Origin of the sequence: Clostridium luticellarii (assembly GCF_002995845.1) — a bacterium.
Lineage (GTDB): Bacteria > Bacillota > Clostridia > Clostridiales > Clostridiaceae > Clostridium_B > Clostridium_B luticellarii.
In genome coordinates, this window is the sequence record NZ_PVXP01000016.1 from 44,001 (window position 1) to 61,269 (window position 17,269).

Here is a 17,269-nt window from a genome sequence, read left to right on the forward strand (position 1 = left end):
AGATTATGAAAGTTTTGAGTAAAATATTAAATGAAGTAAATGACGTGGTAAATAACGTTGATGAAAATCAAATGGATAATATTGTTGAGCTTATATCCAAGGATAAAAGAATATTTATATACGGTGAAGGAAGATCGGGATTTGTTGGAAGATGCTTTGCCATGAGGCTTATGCATTTAGGTTATGCAGTATATGTAGTTGGAGAAACAATTACGCCGGCTATCAATGAAAATGATATAATAGTTGCTATTTCCGGCTCAGGAGAAACCTCCCTGGTTTTAAATATAGCCGGGAAAGCGAGAGATAAAGGTACACTTGTAATAGGAGTGAGCAGCAAAGAGGATTCATCGCTGATAAAAATTTCATCAAGCTTTCTGATAGTTCCCGGAGCTACAAAATCTGATAAGAGTGTAAAGTCCATACAACTTTTAAGTTCATTATTTGATCAAAGCCTTCATATAGTTTTGGATGCAATTTGTTTAAAGCTCAGCTATAAAGATAAGCTTGACAATGAAGAAGCAATAAAAAATCATGTCAATTTAGAGTAAGTTTTTCCTGTGAAAGTGGATACTTCAAATCTAGAAGCTATTGTAAATGAGGATAGATTGTGTAAAAAACAGATCTATCCTCATTTATTTTAAACTTTGAACATTGGACAGCAATTTCAATAGAACTAAATATTTTGAAAAATGATGAATTATATTCATTTATAAACCAAGACGATGAATATAAAGATTTATATGCTCTAATAGATTATAAAATTAATATATTAAAAAATATTGACAGCCTAAATATAAGAGTGTATATTATTTATTAACAGATATGGATGACATTAGTGGTGAAATTTTTAAAAATAGTTAAAATAAAAAACTTCTTATCTAGAGAGACGGAGGGACTGGCCCTATGACGTCCGGCAACCAACATTTTTCATTAGAATGTATGGTGCCAATTCCAGCAGGTATACCTGAGAGATGAGAAAATGTGAAGATTTAAACTTCCTGTATGTTTTCTCATTAGGAAGTTTTTTATTTTGTAAAATTAGTTCACTGGATAAACTGGAGACTGATCAAATCAAGGGATTTGATCAGTCTTTTTAGTAAGGAGGGAAAAATAAAATGAATAAGATATATCTTTTTTCATATTCCATGTACTGCTGCAAATAAGATCAGCTGTGTTTTTATAGCTTTTTTTAATTAAAATCAATAAATCATAGATTTTCACATTATTTTTTAAAAAAATTATAAAAAAATGTTGACAAGATAAATATAACAGTGTATATTAAATATCAATAAACACGACGAACGTGACAGACAATGAATTTTAAAAGTAATTAAAATAGAAAACTTCTTATCTAGAGAGACAGAGGGACTGGCCCTATGATGTCCGGCAACCAACATTTTTCATTAGAATGTGTGGTGCCAATTCCAGCAGGTAGAACCTGAGAGATGAGAGAATACGAGGATTAAAACTTCCTGCATTTTCTCACAAGGAAGTTTTTTTATTTTATAAAATTTAGTTTAGTGGAATTAGTTGACTGGATAGACTGGAGACTGATCAAATCAAAATTTGATCAGTCTTTTTTATTTATTACTGTATTGTTTGCTGAAAATAAAATAAGTTAATTTCTTGCACTAGTTAATTATTTTGGTGTGATTTAGCTTACAGATAGAAAAACTCCAACATAATATGTTAACCTTTCATTAAAAACGACCAAATAATCAATGGAGGTAGCATATATGTCAGAGCTTTTTAAACACAACATTATCTTACCACAGTTATTGAAAATTTGAAAGACTTTATTTAAATTGGAATTTAATAGAAAATACAAAGAAAATGAATACAGGGGGTTTTGTAATGAGTGAAGAAGCTGTTGAGACTATTTTAAAGCCTGATTTCAGCACTGATGTCAAATTGCAAGTTAAAAATATTACAAAAAAATTTACTATAAGAAAAAAACAGAATGGAGAATATTCTACCGTAACTATACTGGATAATATAAGTCTTGAAGTAAAAAAAGGAGAGTTCCTCGTAATTGTTGGACCAAGCGGCTGCGGGAAAACCACGCTCCTTGATATTTTCGGAGGCCTTTCTAAACCAACAGAAGGTACTGTAAGTATTGATGGTGAAAGCATAGATGGGCCTGATTTGAACAGGGGGATAGTTTTTCAGCAATATGCATTGTTTCCATGGCTTACAACTGCTGAAAATGTGGGATTTGTACTAGAAAGTCAAAATGTAAAGAAAAAGGAAAGAGATAAAATTGTAAATAAACTTTTAGCATTGGTGGGGCTTTCAGGTTTTGAAAATCATTATCCACATCAGTTGAGTGGAGGCATGAAGCAGAGGGCAGCCATTGCAAGAGCATTGTCCTTTGAGCCAGATATACTTCTCATGGATGAACCTTTTGGAGCTCTTGATTCTCTTACCAGGGAAATTTTACAAAGAGAACTTCTTAGGATAAGAAATGAGACAGGCAAGACAATAATATTTATCACCCATAGCATTGATGAAGCTGTTTTTCTTGCGGACAGGGTTGCAGTTATGACGGTTAGGCCAGGAACTATAAAGAAAATTGTAAAAATACCACTGTCCCGCCGTTCCAGACTGGAAAATGAAGATATCAGATCCACAAAAGAATTTGTACAAATACGTCAAAGTTTATGGGCACTGATAAAAGAAGAAGTTTTTAAAAGCCAGAAATATTTTAGAGAAGAAAGGAAGTGATAAAATGCAAAAAGAAGTTCATTTTTCAGAGATAAGTCCAGGAGTTGAGAAAATTAAATCAAAATTTATAAATATTTATCAGCGAACTATTGTTATTATTGTTGTTTTAGCTATATGGGAAGCTGCACCCAGGTTAAATTTAATTGATCCTGTATTTATACCGCCTCCATCTGCAATAGTATCTGCCATGGTGAATTTGATTTTGTCCAATGAATTGATAAAATTGATAGCCGCCAGTATGCGAAGAGCAGTGATTGGTTATGCCATAGCAGTTGCTTTGGCCATTCCGCTGGGATTTCTTGTGGGATGGTTTAAGAAATTTGAAAAATATATGGATCCTCTGTTCCAGACTTTACGTCAGGTCAACACCATGACCATTTTACCATTATTTATTCTGCTGCTGGGAATAGGTGAAGCTTCAAAAATAGCCATGATAGCTTTTGCGAGCTTCTGGTCTACTTTCATGAATACAGTGAGTGCAGTTAAAGGTGTTGATCCGCTGTATGTAAAATGTGCCAAATCAATAAAGCTTTCCAATAGTAAAATATTTAGGAAGGTGGTTTTACCATCAGCTATTCCGTCTATTTTTACAGGATTAAGATATAGTGCTTCTGTAGCACTTCTGTTATTGATAACTACTGAAATGCTGGGTGGTACCAGTGGACTTGGATATGCGATTACCAACTGGCAGATGCTTTTTCAGACAGATAAAATGTGGGCAGGTATTGTTACAATGGCTGTAATTGGATTGATTATAAATAATATTTTTGTGTGGCTGGAGAAGAGATTGACCTACTGGAAGTACGATTTCCATCAATAGATTATAATTTAAATTATAGAGTAGAGGAGTTATTATTATGAAAAAAGAATTTAAATTTTTAATGCCGCTTAAAGTTGTATCAGTTTTTTTAGTATTGGTATTAGGATTAACAGCATGTGGAACAAGCAGTGCAGGAAATTCAACATCAAATAAAAAAACAGCATCAGGAAAATCGGGAAAAGTAATCACTATAAATGTAGGTGGATACTGGGGAGCAGGAGGTCTTACAACCTATGATCCGCTGATAGTGGCACAAAAACTGGGATATTTTAAAAATATTAAAATTGTGGATTCCAGTGTACCGGTAGGAGCTGATACATTGGCGGCTCTTACATCTGGGCGTATCCAGGCAGCTCATCTCCAGTACTCCATTGCCATAAGTGCTGTGGCAAAAGGTGCAAAGCTGAAAGCAGTTGCAGCTGCCCACGGCGGTCAGAATACTTCCAACCTGCATTTTTATGTACCAAAAGATAGTCCGATTCACGGCCCGCAGGATTTAAAGGGCAAGTCAATTGGCGGTATTAGAATTGGTGATTCTGCATATTATGGTCTTTCGGATTGGCTTAAAAAAGGTGGAGTGTCAATAAATGATGTTAAATTTGTTACAGTACAGCCAGGTCAGACATTCCAGGTATTGGAGAAAAATCAGCTGGCAGGAGTGGGAACCTGGTCGGATTTTGAACAGAAACCTATAGAAGAATCAGGTAAATATCGTACTTTGTTTACTGTGTATGATCTTTTCCCAAAAGGACTCATTCACTGCGGTTTGTTTCTCAATCAGAAATTTATAGATGAAAACCCTGAAGCTGTTAAAGAACTTACTATTGGATTTGAAAAGGCAAACACCTGGCTTCAGAAAAACCCGGAAAAGGGTAAAGAACTGCATGTTCAGATTGCAAAAGAAAGAGGACTTGATCCATCTGCAATAGAAAAATATTATTCTGTAGTTGACATTAGACCTCATTCATTGGCAAAGGGCAGTGATGCCCAATATTTTATAGATAAATTGGAGGAATATAAATATATACCAAAAGGAAAAGTTAAAGTGTCAGATGTACAGACAAATGAGTTTAACCCTTATGCTGGTAAAAGTGAGTGATGGGAAAAAGTTTGAAAAAGACAAGGACTTTAATTCCAATAGTTATGGGGTAATGTTATAGGCCTTTGAAATGTTGCTGGGAATGATATCACGCAGTAAATTGCCAAATATATATTGAAGGGAAGTTATTTGATAATGAAACAAAAAAGTACAGCACAAAAAATCGCATTAAGCGGAGTCCTAATTGCTTTTGCAGTTATTTTTGGTACATTTTCCATTCCGCTTGGAGCTGCAAGATTATCACCGCTGCAGAGTTTTGTAAATGTAGTAGGTGCAATAGTTTTAGGACCTGTTTATGCACTTGCAAATGCATTTATTGCAGCATTGATCAGGAATATTTTAGGAGTGGGAACTCTATTGGCTTTTCCGGGCAGCATAATAGGAGCAGGTATTGCAGGAATTTTCTATGTTAAATTTAAAAAGCTCATAACTGCCGTGATCGGGGAAGTGATTGGAACTGGAATAATAGGTGCCATAGTGGCTTACCCGGTGGCAAAGTTCTTGATTGGAAAAGAGGGTGCCGTATATGCATTTGTAATACCATTTGCACTTAGCAGTATATTTGGAGGCATCGTAGCTTATTTGTTTTTGAAGATACCTGTTATAACCAAGGTTTTAATTGACAATCAGGATAATAAGAAACTTTTAAAAAAGAACTAGGCTTCTTAATTTCATTTACTTTAGTTCAATTTTATTTTAAAAATAAAGTTCAATATAAAATGTAAGGAGGATATTGTTATGTCAAAAGAACAGAAAAAGGAAATAGATCTTACTCAAAGTACCAGTCCCATTAGAGAAGATAGCCTGGGAAGTATCAAAGCTTTTTCAGGTAAGGTGAGTGATTTGATAAATGGAAAACATGTTGGTGAAAATCTAGCTTGGCGTGATCACAAATTTCAGCAGACAGGAGGGTGCCTTTTGACCCAGACTGTAGGGAGACTTGTGACTATAAGGGATTCTGCACTTGTTGTCCATGGGCCTGTGGGGTGCGCTCAGGGTACAAATGGTTACAGGGAAATATATCAGGGAATTCCCGAAAAATTCAGGGCATGGAAAGGAGAGGTGGAACTTCATGCAGTGAGCAGCAATCTTACGGAAAGCGATATTGTATTCGGAGGAGAGAGGAAACTAAGACTGGCAATAAAAGAAGCAGCTGGGAGATATAATCCAAAGGCAATTATAATTGCTTGCTCCTGTGCCTCAGGAGTAATGGGTGATGATATAGAGGGTATAGTAGCATCAGTTCAGCGTGAAGTGGAGCCTATACTCGTGCCTGTCCACTGCGAAGGTTTCAGATCCCAGATATCACAAAGTGCTTTTGATGGTTCCTCACATGCCATAGTGAAATATATAGTTCAAAAACCAAAGAAGAGACAGAAAGATTTGGTGGGTGTGATAGCCCCTATGAGTGTGACATTGGGAGATAAAAATGATCTCATAAGGATGTTCAATAAAATTGGTTTGAGGGCAAGATTTATTCCAGACTTTGCTACAGTAGATGAATTAAAGGAAATCTCAGAGGCAGCAGTAATTGCACCTACATGCCAGTCATACGGTCAGTATATGCAGAAAGCTCTTTATGAAAATTATGGTACACCATATTTTCTGGATCCAGCTCCGCTTGGAATTGAAAATACCAAAATATGGTTTAGAAAGATAGCTAAATATACAGGCAAAGAAAAGGAAGTAGAGCAGCCTATAAAAGAGGAATTGGATTTTGTACTGCCAAGATTGGAAGAACTCAAGAAATCATTTAAAGGAAGAGAAGCAAGCATTTATGTATCTGCAGGCCAAGCCAGGGCTGTATTTATTCCAAGGTTTGCAACTGAATTGGGTATTGATGTAGCAGCAGTTAATACACTTGAACTGGATCATAATATAGTGGATGAATTTGAACAAGTATATAATGAAATCGGTGATTTTGAAGTACATGCATCAGATTATCAGCCTTTTGAACAGAGTCATTTGTTAAACAGATTGAAACCTGATCTTTACACAGGTTGTGCATTTATGGGCCTTTATAAGAGAGAGGGCAGTCAGCTTAGGAATCACTCTTTCCTTTCTGATTTTTCACCACAGTCAAATCAATTCTTCTTTAGAGGTATATTGAATTATGGAACTATTTTGGAGCGTGCTTTAAAAAATCCTTCCCTCAACAAGACACTGTACAGGGAGACTCCAAGTCCATATAAATCATGGTGGTATGAACAAGATGATGTTGAGGCTTATGTTAAACCGAAAAAATCGTATGCGGCAAAAAAATAAATTCAGGAGGAGAGGATAAGTTTGGCAAACAGCATTCAAAAATTAAAACTACAAGAAGTGGAAAGTGACAAGAGGGTTCTGGAAAATCCTAAGTATACTTGTGCATTGGGAGGGGCACTTTCGGTTATCACCAATATTCATAGAGCAGTGCCTATAATTCATGCAGGGATAGGCTGCGGAATGCAGCAAATGCTCAGCTTCAGGGCGGCAGGTGCTCAGCAGGGTGTGGGATATGTAAGTGGATTAAGTATTCCTTCCAGCAATCTTTCAGAGAGAGATGTTGTATTTGGCGGAGAAACAAGACTCAGGGAAGAGATTCGTTCTACAATAGATCTTATTGACGGAGATCTCTATGTTGTGGCAAACGGCTGTATTGCAGGAATGATTGGAGATGACGTTGAGGGAATTGTAAGTGAATTTTCAGAGGAGAAAACTCCTGTATTGTATGTCAATTCCAGCGGATTTTTGGGAAATACCTATTTTGGATATGAGGCAGTTTTTGAGGCTGCGGCTGAACAGCTGGTTAAGCCCCTGCCAAAGGAAAAAGGACTGGTAAATATACTTGGGTTTGTACCATATCAGGATATATTCTGGAGGGGAAACTTACGCGAGATAAAAAGGTTGCTCAATAAAATCGGGTTGAAGACAAATCAGGTAATAGGAGATTTCAGCGGAATTGAAGGATTGAAAAAACTTTCTGCTGCAGAATACACTATAGTGGTTTCTCCCTGGGTGGGAAGAAAAGTGGCAAAGCTCTTGCAAGAGAAATTTGACATACCGTATATAAATTTTCCCAATATACCTGTAGGACCAAGGGATTCCAGTGAGTTTTTACGTGCCATAGGAGAAAAAGTGGGTATATCCAAATCAAAAATTGAAAAAGCAATTGCGGAAGAAGAGAGAGAGGCTTATGAAGACCTCAATATCATAGGAGATGTTTGCTCAAGATTTTCAGCATCGCTTCCATTCGCCGTAGTTTCCGGATCAGCAACAGCTGTGGGGATCGCCAGGTTCTTGACAAATGAAGCAGGATTTACTCCAAAGCTCATAATCATAAATGACGATCCACCAGCTGATACCAGAAAAGAGATATTAGAGAGGCTTAAAGATCTTGGCGATAAAAATACTGTAGCCAAAACTGGTGGAATTAATCCTAAAGTTATTTTTGAAATAGATTCTTATGAGATACATGAGCATTTGAGGAATACTTATTTCAGGGTGCTTTTTGCAAGTTCCCAGGAGAGATATGAAGCTGAAGGTAAAAAGCAGATACATTTAAGTGTAACATTTCCTGCAGAGAATCGTGTTGTTGTAAGAGATACCTACACGGGATACGGCGGAGGAATTTCACTTATAGAAGATTTCTTGAGCAAATTTGTGAGACCATAGTATGGAGGAGGTTAATATATGGCGAAAGTTGCCGTAGCTAGCAGCGATGGCGTTTCTATAAACGAACATTTTGCAAGGGCGGATAAATTTTTTATTTATGAAATTTACCAGGGTGGAGAATTTGAATTCATAGAGACAAGAGAAGTCCATTTTAATGATTCCAAGAGTGGGGAGGATAAATTAAACAAGATTGTAAAGCTGCTGGGAGATGTGAAATTGGTATTGGCCAGCAGCGTTGGATCTGGAGCAGTAGATGTGCTTCATGATAGGAAAATTGTGGCTGTAAGCCTCAGCGGATCTATAGAGAGGGCACTTGAATCCTATGCTAAAAGGGGAAAGATACTTGAATATCTTGTGGCCAAGGATACCTTTGGAGCTTCAGTTGATAGAGCTAATTGCCCAATTAGGGCAGCAAAGATTCTGGCAAATGTACACCGCTTTGATGATTAAAGATTTAAAGTTAATAAATACAGTAATATTAGGAGGAATATTTACATGAGACAGATAGCGATTTATGGGAAAGGTGGAATAGGCAAATCCACCACAACACAGAATTTAACAGCAGGATTATCAGAACTTGGCAAAAGTGTCCTGGTGGTGGGGTGTGATCCAAAAGCGGATTCAACCAGGCTTCTTTTAGGGGGGCTTGCCCAGAAAACGGTGCTGGATACTTTGAGGCAGGAAGGATCAGATGTGGATTTAAATTATATTTTAAAAGAAGGATTTAATGGTATAAGATGCGTGGAGTCTGGAGGACCTGAACCGGGAGTGGGTTGTGCTGGAAGAGGTATAATAACTTCCATAGATATGCTTGAGAGACTGGGAGCATATACGGATGATTTGGATTATGTATTTTATGATGTGCTTGGAGATGTGGTATGCGGTGGATTTGCCATGCCAATTCGTGAGGGAAAGGCCAAGGAAATATACATTGTGGCCAGTGGTGAGATGATGGCACTTTATGCAGCAAACAACATATCCAGAGGAATAAAAAAATATGCGGAGAAAGGTGGAGTGAGACTGGGAGGAATTATTTGCAACAGCAGGAAGGTAGCAAATGAAAAAGAATTGCTTGAAGCATTTGCAGAGGAATTGGGGACACATCTTATTTATTTTGTCCCAAGAGACAATGTAGTTCAGAAAGCAGAAATCCATAAGGAAACTGTAATACAGTTTGATCCAAAGGCAGATCAGGCTGCAGAGTACAGATCGCTTGCAAAGGCAATAGAAGAAAATGATAATTTTGTGATTCCAAAGCCTATGTCTCAGGAAAGACTTGAGCAGATACTTTTAGAGCATGGTATTATAGAATAAATTATTGCCTGCAGAGATGGAAGGAAATGTAATTATGGGGATATCAATAATAAAAGTCTGAGAATATACTTAGGCTTTTATTACCATATAAAATAAATTGTAAAAGAGGAGTTTTACCATGGATAAAAGTAGATTGAAATTATTATCTGTGATAGTTTGTATAGTTGAAATTATATTGCTTTTTTTTATTTTCGGATATATTCTATATAATGACCTGCCACTATGGGAAAATATCTGTTTTGTTGTAATTATAATTGTGAGTGTAATTTTGTACAGGGTGATAATAAATTTGATATTTAATTTCTTGAGAAAAGGAGAAAGAATATGAATGCTTATGTTAGCTCTATATGTGGAATTTATCCTTAATCAAGAAAGGGTTGATCAAATAAAAAATTTGATCAACCCTTTCTTATTCATAATAAAATTTCCATCTAAGCTAATGGATATTGCTTGTTGTTATAATTTGTTTTAATTCTATTGTTATAAAGTCTGAAACCTGTTAGAAACACTCCTATAACACACAATAAGGCAGCGGATATATATACATACTTCATTCCATAAATGAATACGTCATCCCTTCCCTTTATATAGTCAATTACCCTGTAGCCCATTTTATGGCTCATCCTGTTATACAGCAGAAGGGTGGCAAGGGAAGTTCCTACAACAAATCCCAGATTCCTTACCAGTGCATTTACGCTTCCTGCAATACCGAGTTTGTTTTTTGAGACAGTAGACATGACCAGAACATTGTTAGGTGATTGGAACATTCCATTTCCTATGGTCATGATAGCTATGTAGGTAACCATCATAATTAAAGATGAACTTGCATTTATGCTGGATATTAAAAATAGTCCCAGGCTGGTAATGGAAAGCCCCACCAATGTCAGTATTTCAGAGCCGATTTTATCTGACATATGTCCGCTTAAAGGTGCCACTACGGACAATACTACGGGAGACACCATCATGAATAATCCTGTTGCTGCCGGTGAAAGTTTCATTGTATCCTGAAAATAAAAAGGCAGTATTATATTGGAGGCACTTATGGCACAAAAAGAAATAAAAGCACAGATAATGCTTATAGAAAACAAGCTGTTGTGAAAAATATTCAATTGAAGCAGCGGCAGATCCATTTTACTTTCCATGATAATAAATATGATGAAAGTTATAAATGATATTATAAATGCGGAGATCATAAGGGGATTGTCATATCCTATACTCTGTCCATGAACTAGTGCACCAAATAAAAGTATAGTGGATATCATGAATAGGAAAGAACCTTTCCCATCCAGATTTTCATCAACTGCTCTGTGGGATTTGGGTAACACCTTGAGCCCAATTATAAATACAAGTATTCCTATAGGTACGTTTATCAGAAATATATATTTCCAGCTGAAGGCTGAAACAATGAAGCCTCCCAGAGGTGGTCCCGTCATGGCTCCCAGAGCTACAAATGTTCCCAGTATGCCAAGGGCGCTGCCCCTTTCATTCTTGGGAAAAACCTGGGTTATAATTCCCTGGTTGGTGGCCATGGTGGCAGAGGCGCCAACTGCCTGTATGCACCTGGCAGCTATCAAAAATATAAGTGAATTACTCAGACCGCATAGAAAAGAGCCAAAAGTAAACAGTACAACTCCAAAACTAAATATCCTGGTTTTCCCTCTTATATCTCCCAGCCTTCCAAAAATCAATATAGTAGCTGCAATAACTATTAAAAATCCGGTCACCACCCATTCAATACCAGCCATGGGTGCATGCAGTTTAGCAGACATGTCCGGCAGAGCTACATTTACAATGCTTCCATCTAAAGTTGACATAAATGTGGCAGAAAGAACTGTGAATAAAATTATCCATCTTCTCTTATATGTCCTGTTGTCAGTGTTATTCAATTTTCTTCATCCTCTCACAGTATTTTTCTCTATAGATAGTTCCATTTTTTAAAACTCTCTCTAAAAATTCTATAGAAATTGCAATTTCCTGTTCATCGGTCCCCTGTACTAAAATATGAATCCATTCTTGTATGATTTTTACAATTTTAGGCATCACATCTTCCGCTTTATTTGTTATATATAACTTATGGGCTCTTATGTCTTCTTTATTCTCTTCCATTCTTATATAATTTAACCCTATCAATCTTTTAATAGTTCTGGAACAAAGAGATTTGTCTACATTAAGCTCCCTGCTCAGTTCATTTTGATTTATGCCTTCACGTCTTTTTAGTACAAGTATATAGGGATATGTACCTGTAGTGAGGTTAAACTTTTTAAGCTTTTTATCAACATACATCTGTGTACACCTATATATACTGTTGGTGAGTTTAATCAAAACTGATGCTTTACTGTTTTCCATGATATCTCCCTTCCATTTCCACAGTATACAATAGCACGATATTGTTGATTAGTCAACTATATATATTCTTCTCTTTTTTCAAATATGAATATGGAGATTAGAATAAATAGAGCTGTCCATGCCAATAGTATGGCGGATGCAGAGCAGGTATTTATATAATAGGCGCCGGTTTTTTCTGCAAAGGATCTTGTTATTATTTCAAAAGAGCTGTTCAAGCCGAGAAAAAAAGCAGAGGTTATATGGGTGACATCACTTAATAGACCAGGCATTTTCAGAATAAATATGTAGGCGGCTCCGAAAAGTATGCTGGATGAAAGTGAAACTGCACTGTTTTTAGACAAGGTGGACATCAGTATGCAAAAGGCTACTGAGGCTACTATAAACAACAGCTGAAGCAGAAAAAATTCTCCGAGAAATCTGTAAAGAGGCATGATGGTGGAGGTACCTGGTATAATCTCTATGAATTTATTATAGGTCATAGTAGTATTTCTCTATTCTTTTATAGTTTTCCAGACCTCCTTCTCCACGATCCCTGCTGAAAAAGAAAAAAGAAGCTGTAGACACAATGCACATCAGTATAAAGCATATTATGAGTTTCTTTTTGTGACATATTTTTATGAGTTCATTTTTAATTATGTTGAAAATCATCAATATCTCCTCCTATAAGTTCAATATATCTGTCTTCCAGTTTTCCATGGAGTTTGCACATATCCTGTATTCCCTTGATTCTTCCACCTTTTATGAAGGCAATTTTGTCACAGAGAACTTCCATCTCGCCCAGTATATGAGAGGAGATGAAAATGGTAACTCCTCTTTTACTGGCATATTTTTTAAACAGATTTCTAAAATGAATTATTCCGCTGGGGTCCAGTCCATTTGTAGGTTCATCCAGCAGCCATAATTTTTTATTTCCTAGAAGGACCTGGGCTATTGCCAGCCTTTGCTTCATACCCATGGAATAAGTCTTGAACTTTTGATTCATTTTATCCTTAAGACCTACTTCTTCCAGAGCATTTATTATGTTATTTTCATCAATATTCCTATCAAGCCTGGCAAGCTGTTTTAGATTTTCAAGTCCAGTAAGATAGGGATACATGTCCGGAGATTCTACCATGGCAGCCATATTTTTTATGGATTCAATTCTGTGCTGGAGGATGTCCCTGCCGTATACATATATTTTTCCGCTGGTTGGATTTAAAAATCCCACAATCATCTTTATGGTGGTGGTTTTTCCGGCTCCGTTCGGCCCGAGAAAGCCGAAGATCTCACCCTGGTTTATGGTAAGACTTAAATCCTTTATTATTTTATTTTTACCTATGTTTTTTGATATGTTTTGAAGTTTTAGCACTTCCATTGCAAATCACATCCTTTTTTCAGTAATATTTTAATTATAAAGTCTCAATGTTTCAAAAAAGATATATTTAATATTACAAAATTGATGCACTTTATTAAGATTTTATTACAATTGTTACAGGACCGATAAAAATAGATATAATATAGGTGTGAAACGAGGGTGTTTATATGGATAAGAATTTGGTGCTCATTGTGGACGATGATGAAAGTATAAGAGAACTGCTGGGCATAATGCTTAGAAATCAAAATATGGATACTGTATGTGCGGCAAATGGCATGGAGGCTCTTCACATACTTGAAAATACCAAAATAGATCTGATACTTATGGATATCATGATGCCTAAAATGGACGGCATGGTGGCCTGTATGAAGATACGGGAAAAATTAAACATGCCTATTATAATGATATCCGCCAAGGTGGAGGATTCTGATAAAATAATGGGGCTTACCATTGGAGCAGACGATTATATAGCGAAGCCTTTCAATCCGATGATAGTGATGGCAAAGGTAAAGGCACAGCTTAGAAGATACAAGGAATTCAATTCTTCCCAGGTAGAATTTGATTCAAGGAGTATTAAAATTCAGGGTATGTTGATGGATCTGGACAGGCACCAGGTGTTGGTGGATGGAAGAAAAGTAGAGCTTACTCCCCATGAATTTGCAATACTTGCCTTTCTTTCAAAAAACAAGGACAGGGTGCTCAGTATAAAGCAGATATATGAAAATGTTTGGGAGAAACCCTATATTGAATTTGACAGGACTGTTACAGTTCACATAAGGCGGCTTAGGCAGAAAATAGGAAGTGATTATATAAAAACTGTATGGGGAGTGGGGTATAAAATTGAAAGTTAAGGTATTGGGAATCCAGCTGAAATTTGCAGCGGCAATGATATTGTCTCTCCTTCTGAGTTTTGTTCTGCTCTGCATTTCAACCGGGATATATTCTTTCTGCAGTGGAAATATACATAATTATAATTACAGCTTCAGCAGACTTAGATATGCCAGTGAAGCTCTTTCTTGTGATTTGAATAAGGACAATTTTAAAAGTATAGAAGATTTGAAACCTATTTTTCAGAAGTATGAAAAACAATATTATTTATTTAAGATGAATTTCATAGTAACAGATGGCGGAGACAGAGTACTTTATGAATTTAAAAAAGTATCGTCCAGTGTAAATTTTTTAAAGAAAGCTAATGAAGATACTATGAGAGCATACCTTGACCAGGGAAATGATAGAATAACCCAATATTGTGATTTTTCCTATGCAATCCCCATAAAGATGGACAACAGGATATACATGTTATGGATTACAGGTATTCCCTACAACGCTGTAATGGATACTTCCTTTAACTGGATAAATAAAAAAGGATTTGTAATTATGCTATGCTTATCTGTATTTATATTTTACATAATTACTCTGTCCAAAATGAAATACATAAAAAAAATATGCAGGGGATTGAATGAAATTGCAGGGGGAAAGCTTGACTTTAGAATTGAAAAAAAAGGTCATGACGAGCTGTCGAAAATAGCTTCCAATGTAAATTACATGGCAGATAAAATACAGGACAAAATCAAAAGGGAAGAGGAAATGCAGAGATCCAAGAATGAGCTGGTGACAAATGTGGCTCATGATATAAGAAGCCCTCTTACCAGTATAATTGGATTCCTGGAAATCATAGACAGGAACCAGTATAAATCTCGTGAGGAGAAAAGTAAGTTTCTTTCTATTGCCCTTAAAAAGGCCCGTGTCATAAAAAAACTTACGGATAATTTATTCATGTTTACCAAATTGGAAAGTCCCCATATAAAATTAAATCTTTCCAGTATATGTATAAATGATTTGATCTGTCAGGTGGTGGATGAATTTTCAAATGTCTTTGAAAAAAATAATCTTCAGCTTACAGACAGCATAACTCCTGAAAATATGATGGTACAAGTAGATATGGATATGTTTTTGAGAGCTCTGAACAATTTGCTCTACAATGCTTTGGAATATAGTGTGAAACCTTCTGAGGTTAAGGTTTCTCTATACAGAGAGGGGCATAGGGCTGCAATATACATAAGCAACAGCTGTGACAATTTGGAAGAAAGGGATGTGAAAATGCTTTTTGAAAGGTTTTACAGGGCAGACAGAGCGAGATCCAACCCGGACAACAATTCAGGACTTGGACTATCAATAGCCAGGAGCATAATTGAACACCATGGTGGAAGTATAACCTCAAACTACAAGGACAGCAGGATATGCTTTAAAATATCCATGGCAGCGGAGAAAAATGATATAGGGTAAACAATGTTTTAATAGTACAGCTGAAAATTACCAAAAAATCAGACAGTGCAATTATGTGACAAAAGCGCTATTAAGAATAAAAACATTGATAGCGCCTTTGTAATCTTGTTTATTTAGTTTCTAATTTCCATATCCTTGAATTCTTCTGCTTTGGGAGCAGTCCGCTTGTTGATGCCAAAAGCAAAATAACCGATAGTAACGATGACGCAGAACACAGCTCCAATTAATAAAGACATTTGTGTTTCAGAATTAAAGCACATACCAATTAAAACTAAGAAAAGATACATCACCACAATATAGTTGGCATATGGGAAAAACTTTGATTTAAAAGGATGCATTGCCATTTGGGCGGCATGTTCTTTTCGAAATTTTATTTGACTGATACACAAAACAATCCAGGGAACCATGCCTGGAAGAACGCTAGCACTATATATATAAACAAATAATTTAGAATTTGGATAGATATAGTTTAAAGCTACACAAATCAGCAAACAAAGCAAAGTTGCCTTAATAGCATTTGCTGGTACACCGTCTTTGGTTACCCTGCCGAGAAATTTAGGAGCTTGGCCATTTCTTGACAAAGTATAAAGCATACGCCCACAGCTGTAAATTCCGCTGTTGCAGCCAGACATTGCGGCTGTCAGCACTACGAAATTTATGATGCCGGCAGCAGAGGAAATTCCAATCTTAGCAAAAGTTAGGACGAACGGACTGCCAAGAGTACTAATTTGATTCCATGGATAAATAGTTACGATTACAAATATAGCACCAATATAGAAAATCAATATACGCCAAATGATATTTTTTGTTGCTTTTCTCAATGTGTTTTTTGGGTCCTGTGCTTCTCCGGCCGTGATGCCTATGAGTTCTACGCCTTGATAAGATGCTGTTACCAGGCATAGGGCGAATAACCAGCCTCTCAGGCCGCCGGCGAAGAAGCCGCCGTTTGCTGTAAGATTTGTTAAACCAATGGCTGTACCATGATTGCCCAAACCGAAAAAAATCAAACCAAATCCAACCAAGAGCATGGCTACGATGGTAACAATCTTAATCAAAGAGAACCAAAATTCAAATTCACCATAGAATTTAACTGAAGTCATATTAGCAGCAGCTATAATAGCTACACCGATTAAAGCCGGGATCCAGGTTGGTAAAGTTGGAAACCAATAATTTATATAGATACCGATGGCGGTAATTTCCGACATACCGACAGCTATCCACATAAACCAATAACACCATGCTGTCATATAGCCAGCCCAAGGGCATATGTACTTTTTTGCATAATTTGCAAAGGAACCAGTCAATGGTTCAAGGTAAAGCATTTCTCCCATAATTCGCATAATTACATACATGGCCATACCAGCCACTCCATAAGCCAACAGTACCGATGGCCCGGCCCATTTGATTGTGCTGGCCGATCCCATAAACAGGCCGACACCAATTGTACCGCCTAAAGCAATTAATTCGATATGACGTGCTTTCAAGCCACGTGTTAATTCTTTTTCTTCCACTTAAAATATCTCCCTTCAAGATGTCTATTAATAAATTACTCAACTTTCGCACATTAAAATAAAGGCGGAAGCCTGAATTTTTAAGATATAAAGCAAAGAAACATTCCTTTTGGTATAATAGAATTGTCAAAAACACCATACCAAGGAAAGGAATGTTTCTT

17 protein-coding genes and 2 riboswitches are annotated in these 17,269 nt (G+C 36.5%); of the genes, 11 read left to right on the forward strand and 6 right to left on the reverse strand.

The annotated features are described in order from the left end of the window. Positions 1 to 5 precede the first annotated feature (5 nt). From hxlB to nifH, 9 genes are all read left to right on the forward strand, one after another. A complete protein-coding gene (gene hxlB, locus CLLU_RS07710; RefSeq protein ID WP_106009161.1) occupies positions 6 to 548 on the forward strand; it encodes a 6-phospho-3-hexuloisomerase in 543 nt (180 codons plus the stop codon). Positions 549 to 871: 323 nt separating this feature from the next. Continuing rightward, a riboswitch (SAM riboswitch) is annotated at positions 872 to 978 on the forward strand. Positions 979 to 1,344: 366 nt separating this feature from the next. Then, a riboswitch (SAM riboswitch) is annotated at positions 1,345 to 1,452 on the forward strand. Between the two features lie 402 nt (positions 1,453 to 1,854). Continuing rightward, positions 1,855 to 2,724, forward strand: a complete 870-nt coding sequence (locus tag CLLU_RS07715) for an ABC transporter ATP-binding protein (protein WP_106009162.1) — start codon at positions 1,855 to 1,857, stop codon at positions 2,722 to 2,724. Positions 2,725 to 2,728: 4 nt separating this feature from the next. Next, positions 2,729 to 3,544: an ABC transporter permease gene (locus CLLU_RS07720; protein ID WP_106009163.1), complete on the forward strand. Its 816-nt coding sequence runs from the start codon at positions 2,729 to 2,731 to the stop codon at positions 3,542 to 3,544. A gap of 37 nt (positions 3,545 to 3,581) precedes the next feature. Next, positions 3,582 to 4,643 carry an ABC transporter substrate-binding protein gene (locus tag CLLU_RS07725; protein ID WP_106009164.1) on the forward strand — a complete coding sequence of 354 codons (1,062 nt, stop codon included), beginning with the start codon at positions 3,582 to 3,584 and terminating at the stop codon, positions 4,641 to 4,643. A 135-nt stretch (positions 4,644 to 4,778) separates the two neighbouring features. Further along, positions 4,779 to 5,303: an energy coupling factor transporter S component ThiW gene (gene thiW / locus CLLU_RS07730; RefSeq protein ID WP_106009165.1), complete on the forward strand. Its 525-nt coding sequence runs from the start codon at positions 4,779 to 4,781 to the stop codon at positions 5,301 to 5,303. Positions 5,304 to 5,381: 78 nt separating this feature from the next. Further along, positions 5,382 to 6,908, forward strand: a complete 1,527-nt coding sequence (locus CLLU_RS07735) for a nitrogenase component 1 (RefSeq protein ID WP_106009166.1) — start codon at positions 5,382 to 5,384, stop codon at positions 6,906 to 6,908. 21 nt (positions 6,909 to 6,929) lie between these two features. After that, on the forward strand, positions 6,930 to 8,297 hold the full coding sequence (locus tag CLLU_RS07740) for a nitrogenase component 1 (RefSeq protein ID WP_158255907.1): 1,368 nt from the start codon (positions 6,930 to 6,932) through the stop codon (positions 8,295 to 8,297). Between the two features lie 18 nt (positions 8,298 to 8,315). After that, a complete protein-coding gene (locus CLLU_RS07745) occupies positions 8,316 to 8,747 on the forward strand; it encodes a NifB/NifX family molybdenum-iron cluster-binding protein (protein WP_106009168.1) in 432 nt (143 codons plus the stop codon). A 45-nt stretch (positions 8,748 to 8,792) separates the two neighbouring features. Further along, on the forward strand, positions 8,793 to 9,611 hold the full coding sequence (gene nifH / locus CLLU_RS07750) for a nitrogenase iron protein (RefSeq protein WP_106009169.1): 819 nt from the start codon (positions 8,793 to 8,795) through the stop codon (positions 9,609 to 9,611). 431 nt (positions 9,612 to 10,042) lie between these two features. Here the strand turns inward: nifH and CLLU_RS07760 are convergent, their stop codons facing one another. Genes CLLU_RS07760 through CLLU_RS07780 form a run of 5 tightly spaced genes read right to left on the reverse strand, consistent with a single transcriptional unit; the run spans position 10,043 to position 13,311 of the window. Beyond that, on the reverse strand, positions 10,043 to 11,497 hold the full coding sequence (locus CLLU_RS07760) for an MFS transporter (RefSeq protein WP_106009171.1): 1,455 nt from the start codon (positions 11,495 to 11,497) through the stop codon (positions 10,043 to 10,045). Then, a complete protein-coding gene (locus tag CLLU_RS07765; protein WP_106009172.1) occupies positions 11,490 to 11,957 on the reverse strand; it encodes a MarR family winged helix-turn-helix transcriptional regulator in 468 nt (155 codons plus the stop codon). Before CLLU_RS07765 ends, CLLU_RS07760 begins: the two co-directional genes overlap by 8 nt. A 56-nt stretch (positions 11,958 to 12,013) precedes the next feature. Beyond that, positions 12,014 to 12,436: a hypothetical protein gene (locus tag CLLU_RS07770; protein WP_106009173.1), complete on the reverse strand. Its 423-nt coding sequence runs from the start codon at positions 12,434 to 12,436 to the stop codon at positions 12,014 to 12,016. After that, complete coding sequence (locus CLLU_RS07775) at positions 12,426 to 12,605, reverse strand: hypothetical protein (RefSeq protein WP_106009174.1); 180 nt, start codon at positions 12,603 to 12,605, stop codon at positions 12,426 to 12,428. Before CLLU_RS07775 ends, CLLU_RS07770 begins: the two co-directional genes overlap by 11 nt. Beyond that, positions 12,586 to 13,311: an ABC transporter ATP-binding protein gene (locus tag CLLU_RS07780; RefSeq protein WP_106009175.1), complete on the reverse strand. Its 726-nt coding sequence runs from the start codon at positions 13,309 to 13,311 to the stop codon at positions 12,586 to 12,588. Before CLLU_RS07780 ends, CLLU_RS07775 begins: the two co-directional genes overlap by 20 nt. Positions 13,312 to 13,478: 167 nt before the next feature. Here CLLU_RS07780 and CLLU_RS07785 point away from each other — a divergent pair, with 167 nt between their 5' ends. Beyond that, a complete protein-coding gene (locus CLLU_RS07785; RefSeq protein WP_106009176.1) occupies positions 13,479 to 14,162 on the forward strand; it encodes a response regulator transcription factor in 684 nt (227 codons plus the stop codon). Beyond that, on the forward strand, positions 14,152 to 15,597 hold the full coding sequence (locus CLLU_RS07790; RefSeq protein WP_106009177.1) for a HAMP domain-containing sensor histidine kinase: 1,446 nt from the start codon (positions 14,152 to 14,154) through the stop codon (positions 15,595 to 15,597). Before CLLU_RS07785 ends, CLLU_RS07790 begins: the two co-directional genes overlap by 11 nt. 113 nt (positions 15,598 to 15,710) lie before the next feature. On the opposite strand, the gene CLLU_RS07795 is transcribed toward CLLU_RS07790, so the two are convergent. Then, positions 15,711 to 17,108, reverse strand: a complete 1,398-nt coding sequence (locus CLLU_RS07795) for an amino acid permease (protein ID WP_106009178.1) — start codon at positions 17,106 to 17,108, stop codon at positions 15,711 to 15,713. Positions 17,109 to 17,269: the final 161 nt, after the last annotated feature.

Excerpts from the sequence above, each read along its gene's own strand:
- hxlB (WP_106009161.1), top strand. The coding sequence starts at position 6 with ATGAAAGTTTTGAGTAAAATATTAAATGAAGTAAATGACGTGGTAAAT.
- CLLU_RS07715 (WP_106009162.1), top strand. The coding sequence starts at position 1,855 with ATGAGTGAAGAAGCTGTTGAGACTATTTTAAAGCCTGATTTCAGCACT.
- CLLU_RS07720 (WP_106009163.1), top strand. The coding sequence starts at position 2,729 with ATGCAAAAAGAAGTTCATTTTTCAGAGATAAGTCCAGGAGTTGAGAAA.
- CLLU_RS07725 (WP_106009164.1), top strand. The coding sequence starts at position 3,582 with ATGAAAAAAGAATTTAAATTTTTAATGCCGCTTAAAGTTGTATCAGTT.
- thiW (WP_106009165.1), top strand. The coding sequence starts at position 4,779 with ATGAAACAAAAAAGTACAGCACAAAAAATCGCATTAAGCGGAGTCCTA.
- CLLU_RS07735 (WP_106009166.1), top strand. The coding sequence starts at position 5,382 with ATGTCAAAAGAACAGAAAAAGGAAATAGATCTTACTCAAAGTACCAGT.
- CLLU_RS07745 (WP_106009168.1), top strand. The coding sequence starts at position 8,316 with ATGGCGAAAGTTGCCGTAGCTAGCAGCGATGGCGTTTCTATAAACGAA.
- nifH (WP_106009169.1), top strand. The coding sequence starts at position 8,793 with ATGAGACAGATAGCGATTTATGGGAAAGGTGGAATAGGCAAATCCACC.
- CLLU_RS07765 (WP_106009172.1), bottom strand. The coding sequence starts at position 11,957 with ATGGAAAACAGTAAAGCATCAGTTTTGATTAAACTCACCAACAGTATA.
- CLLU_RS07770 (WP_106009173.1), bottom strand. The coding sequence starts at position 12,436 with ATGACCTATAATAAATTCATAGAGATTATACCAGGTACCTCCACCATC.
- CLLU_RS07775 (WP_106009174.1), bottom strand. The coding sequence starts at position 12,605 with ATGATTTTCAACATAATTAAAAATGAACTCATAAAAATATGTCACAAA.
- CLLU_RS07780 (WP_106009175.1), bottom strand. The coding sequence starts at position 13,311 with ATGGAAGTGCTAAAACTTCAAAACATATCAAAAAACATAGGTAAAAAT.
- CLLU_RS07785 (WP_106009176.1), top strand. The coding sequence starts at position 13,479 with ATGGATAAGAATTTGGTGCTCATTGTGGACGATGATGAAAGTATAAGA.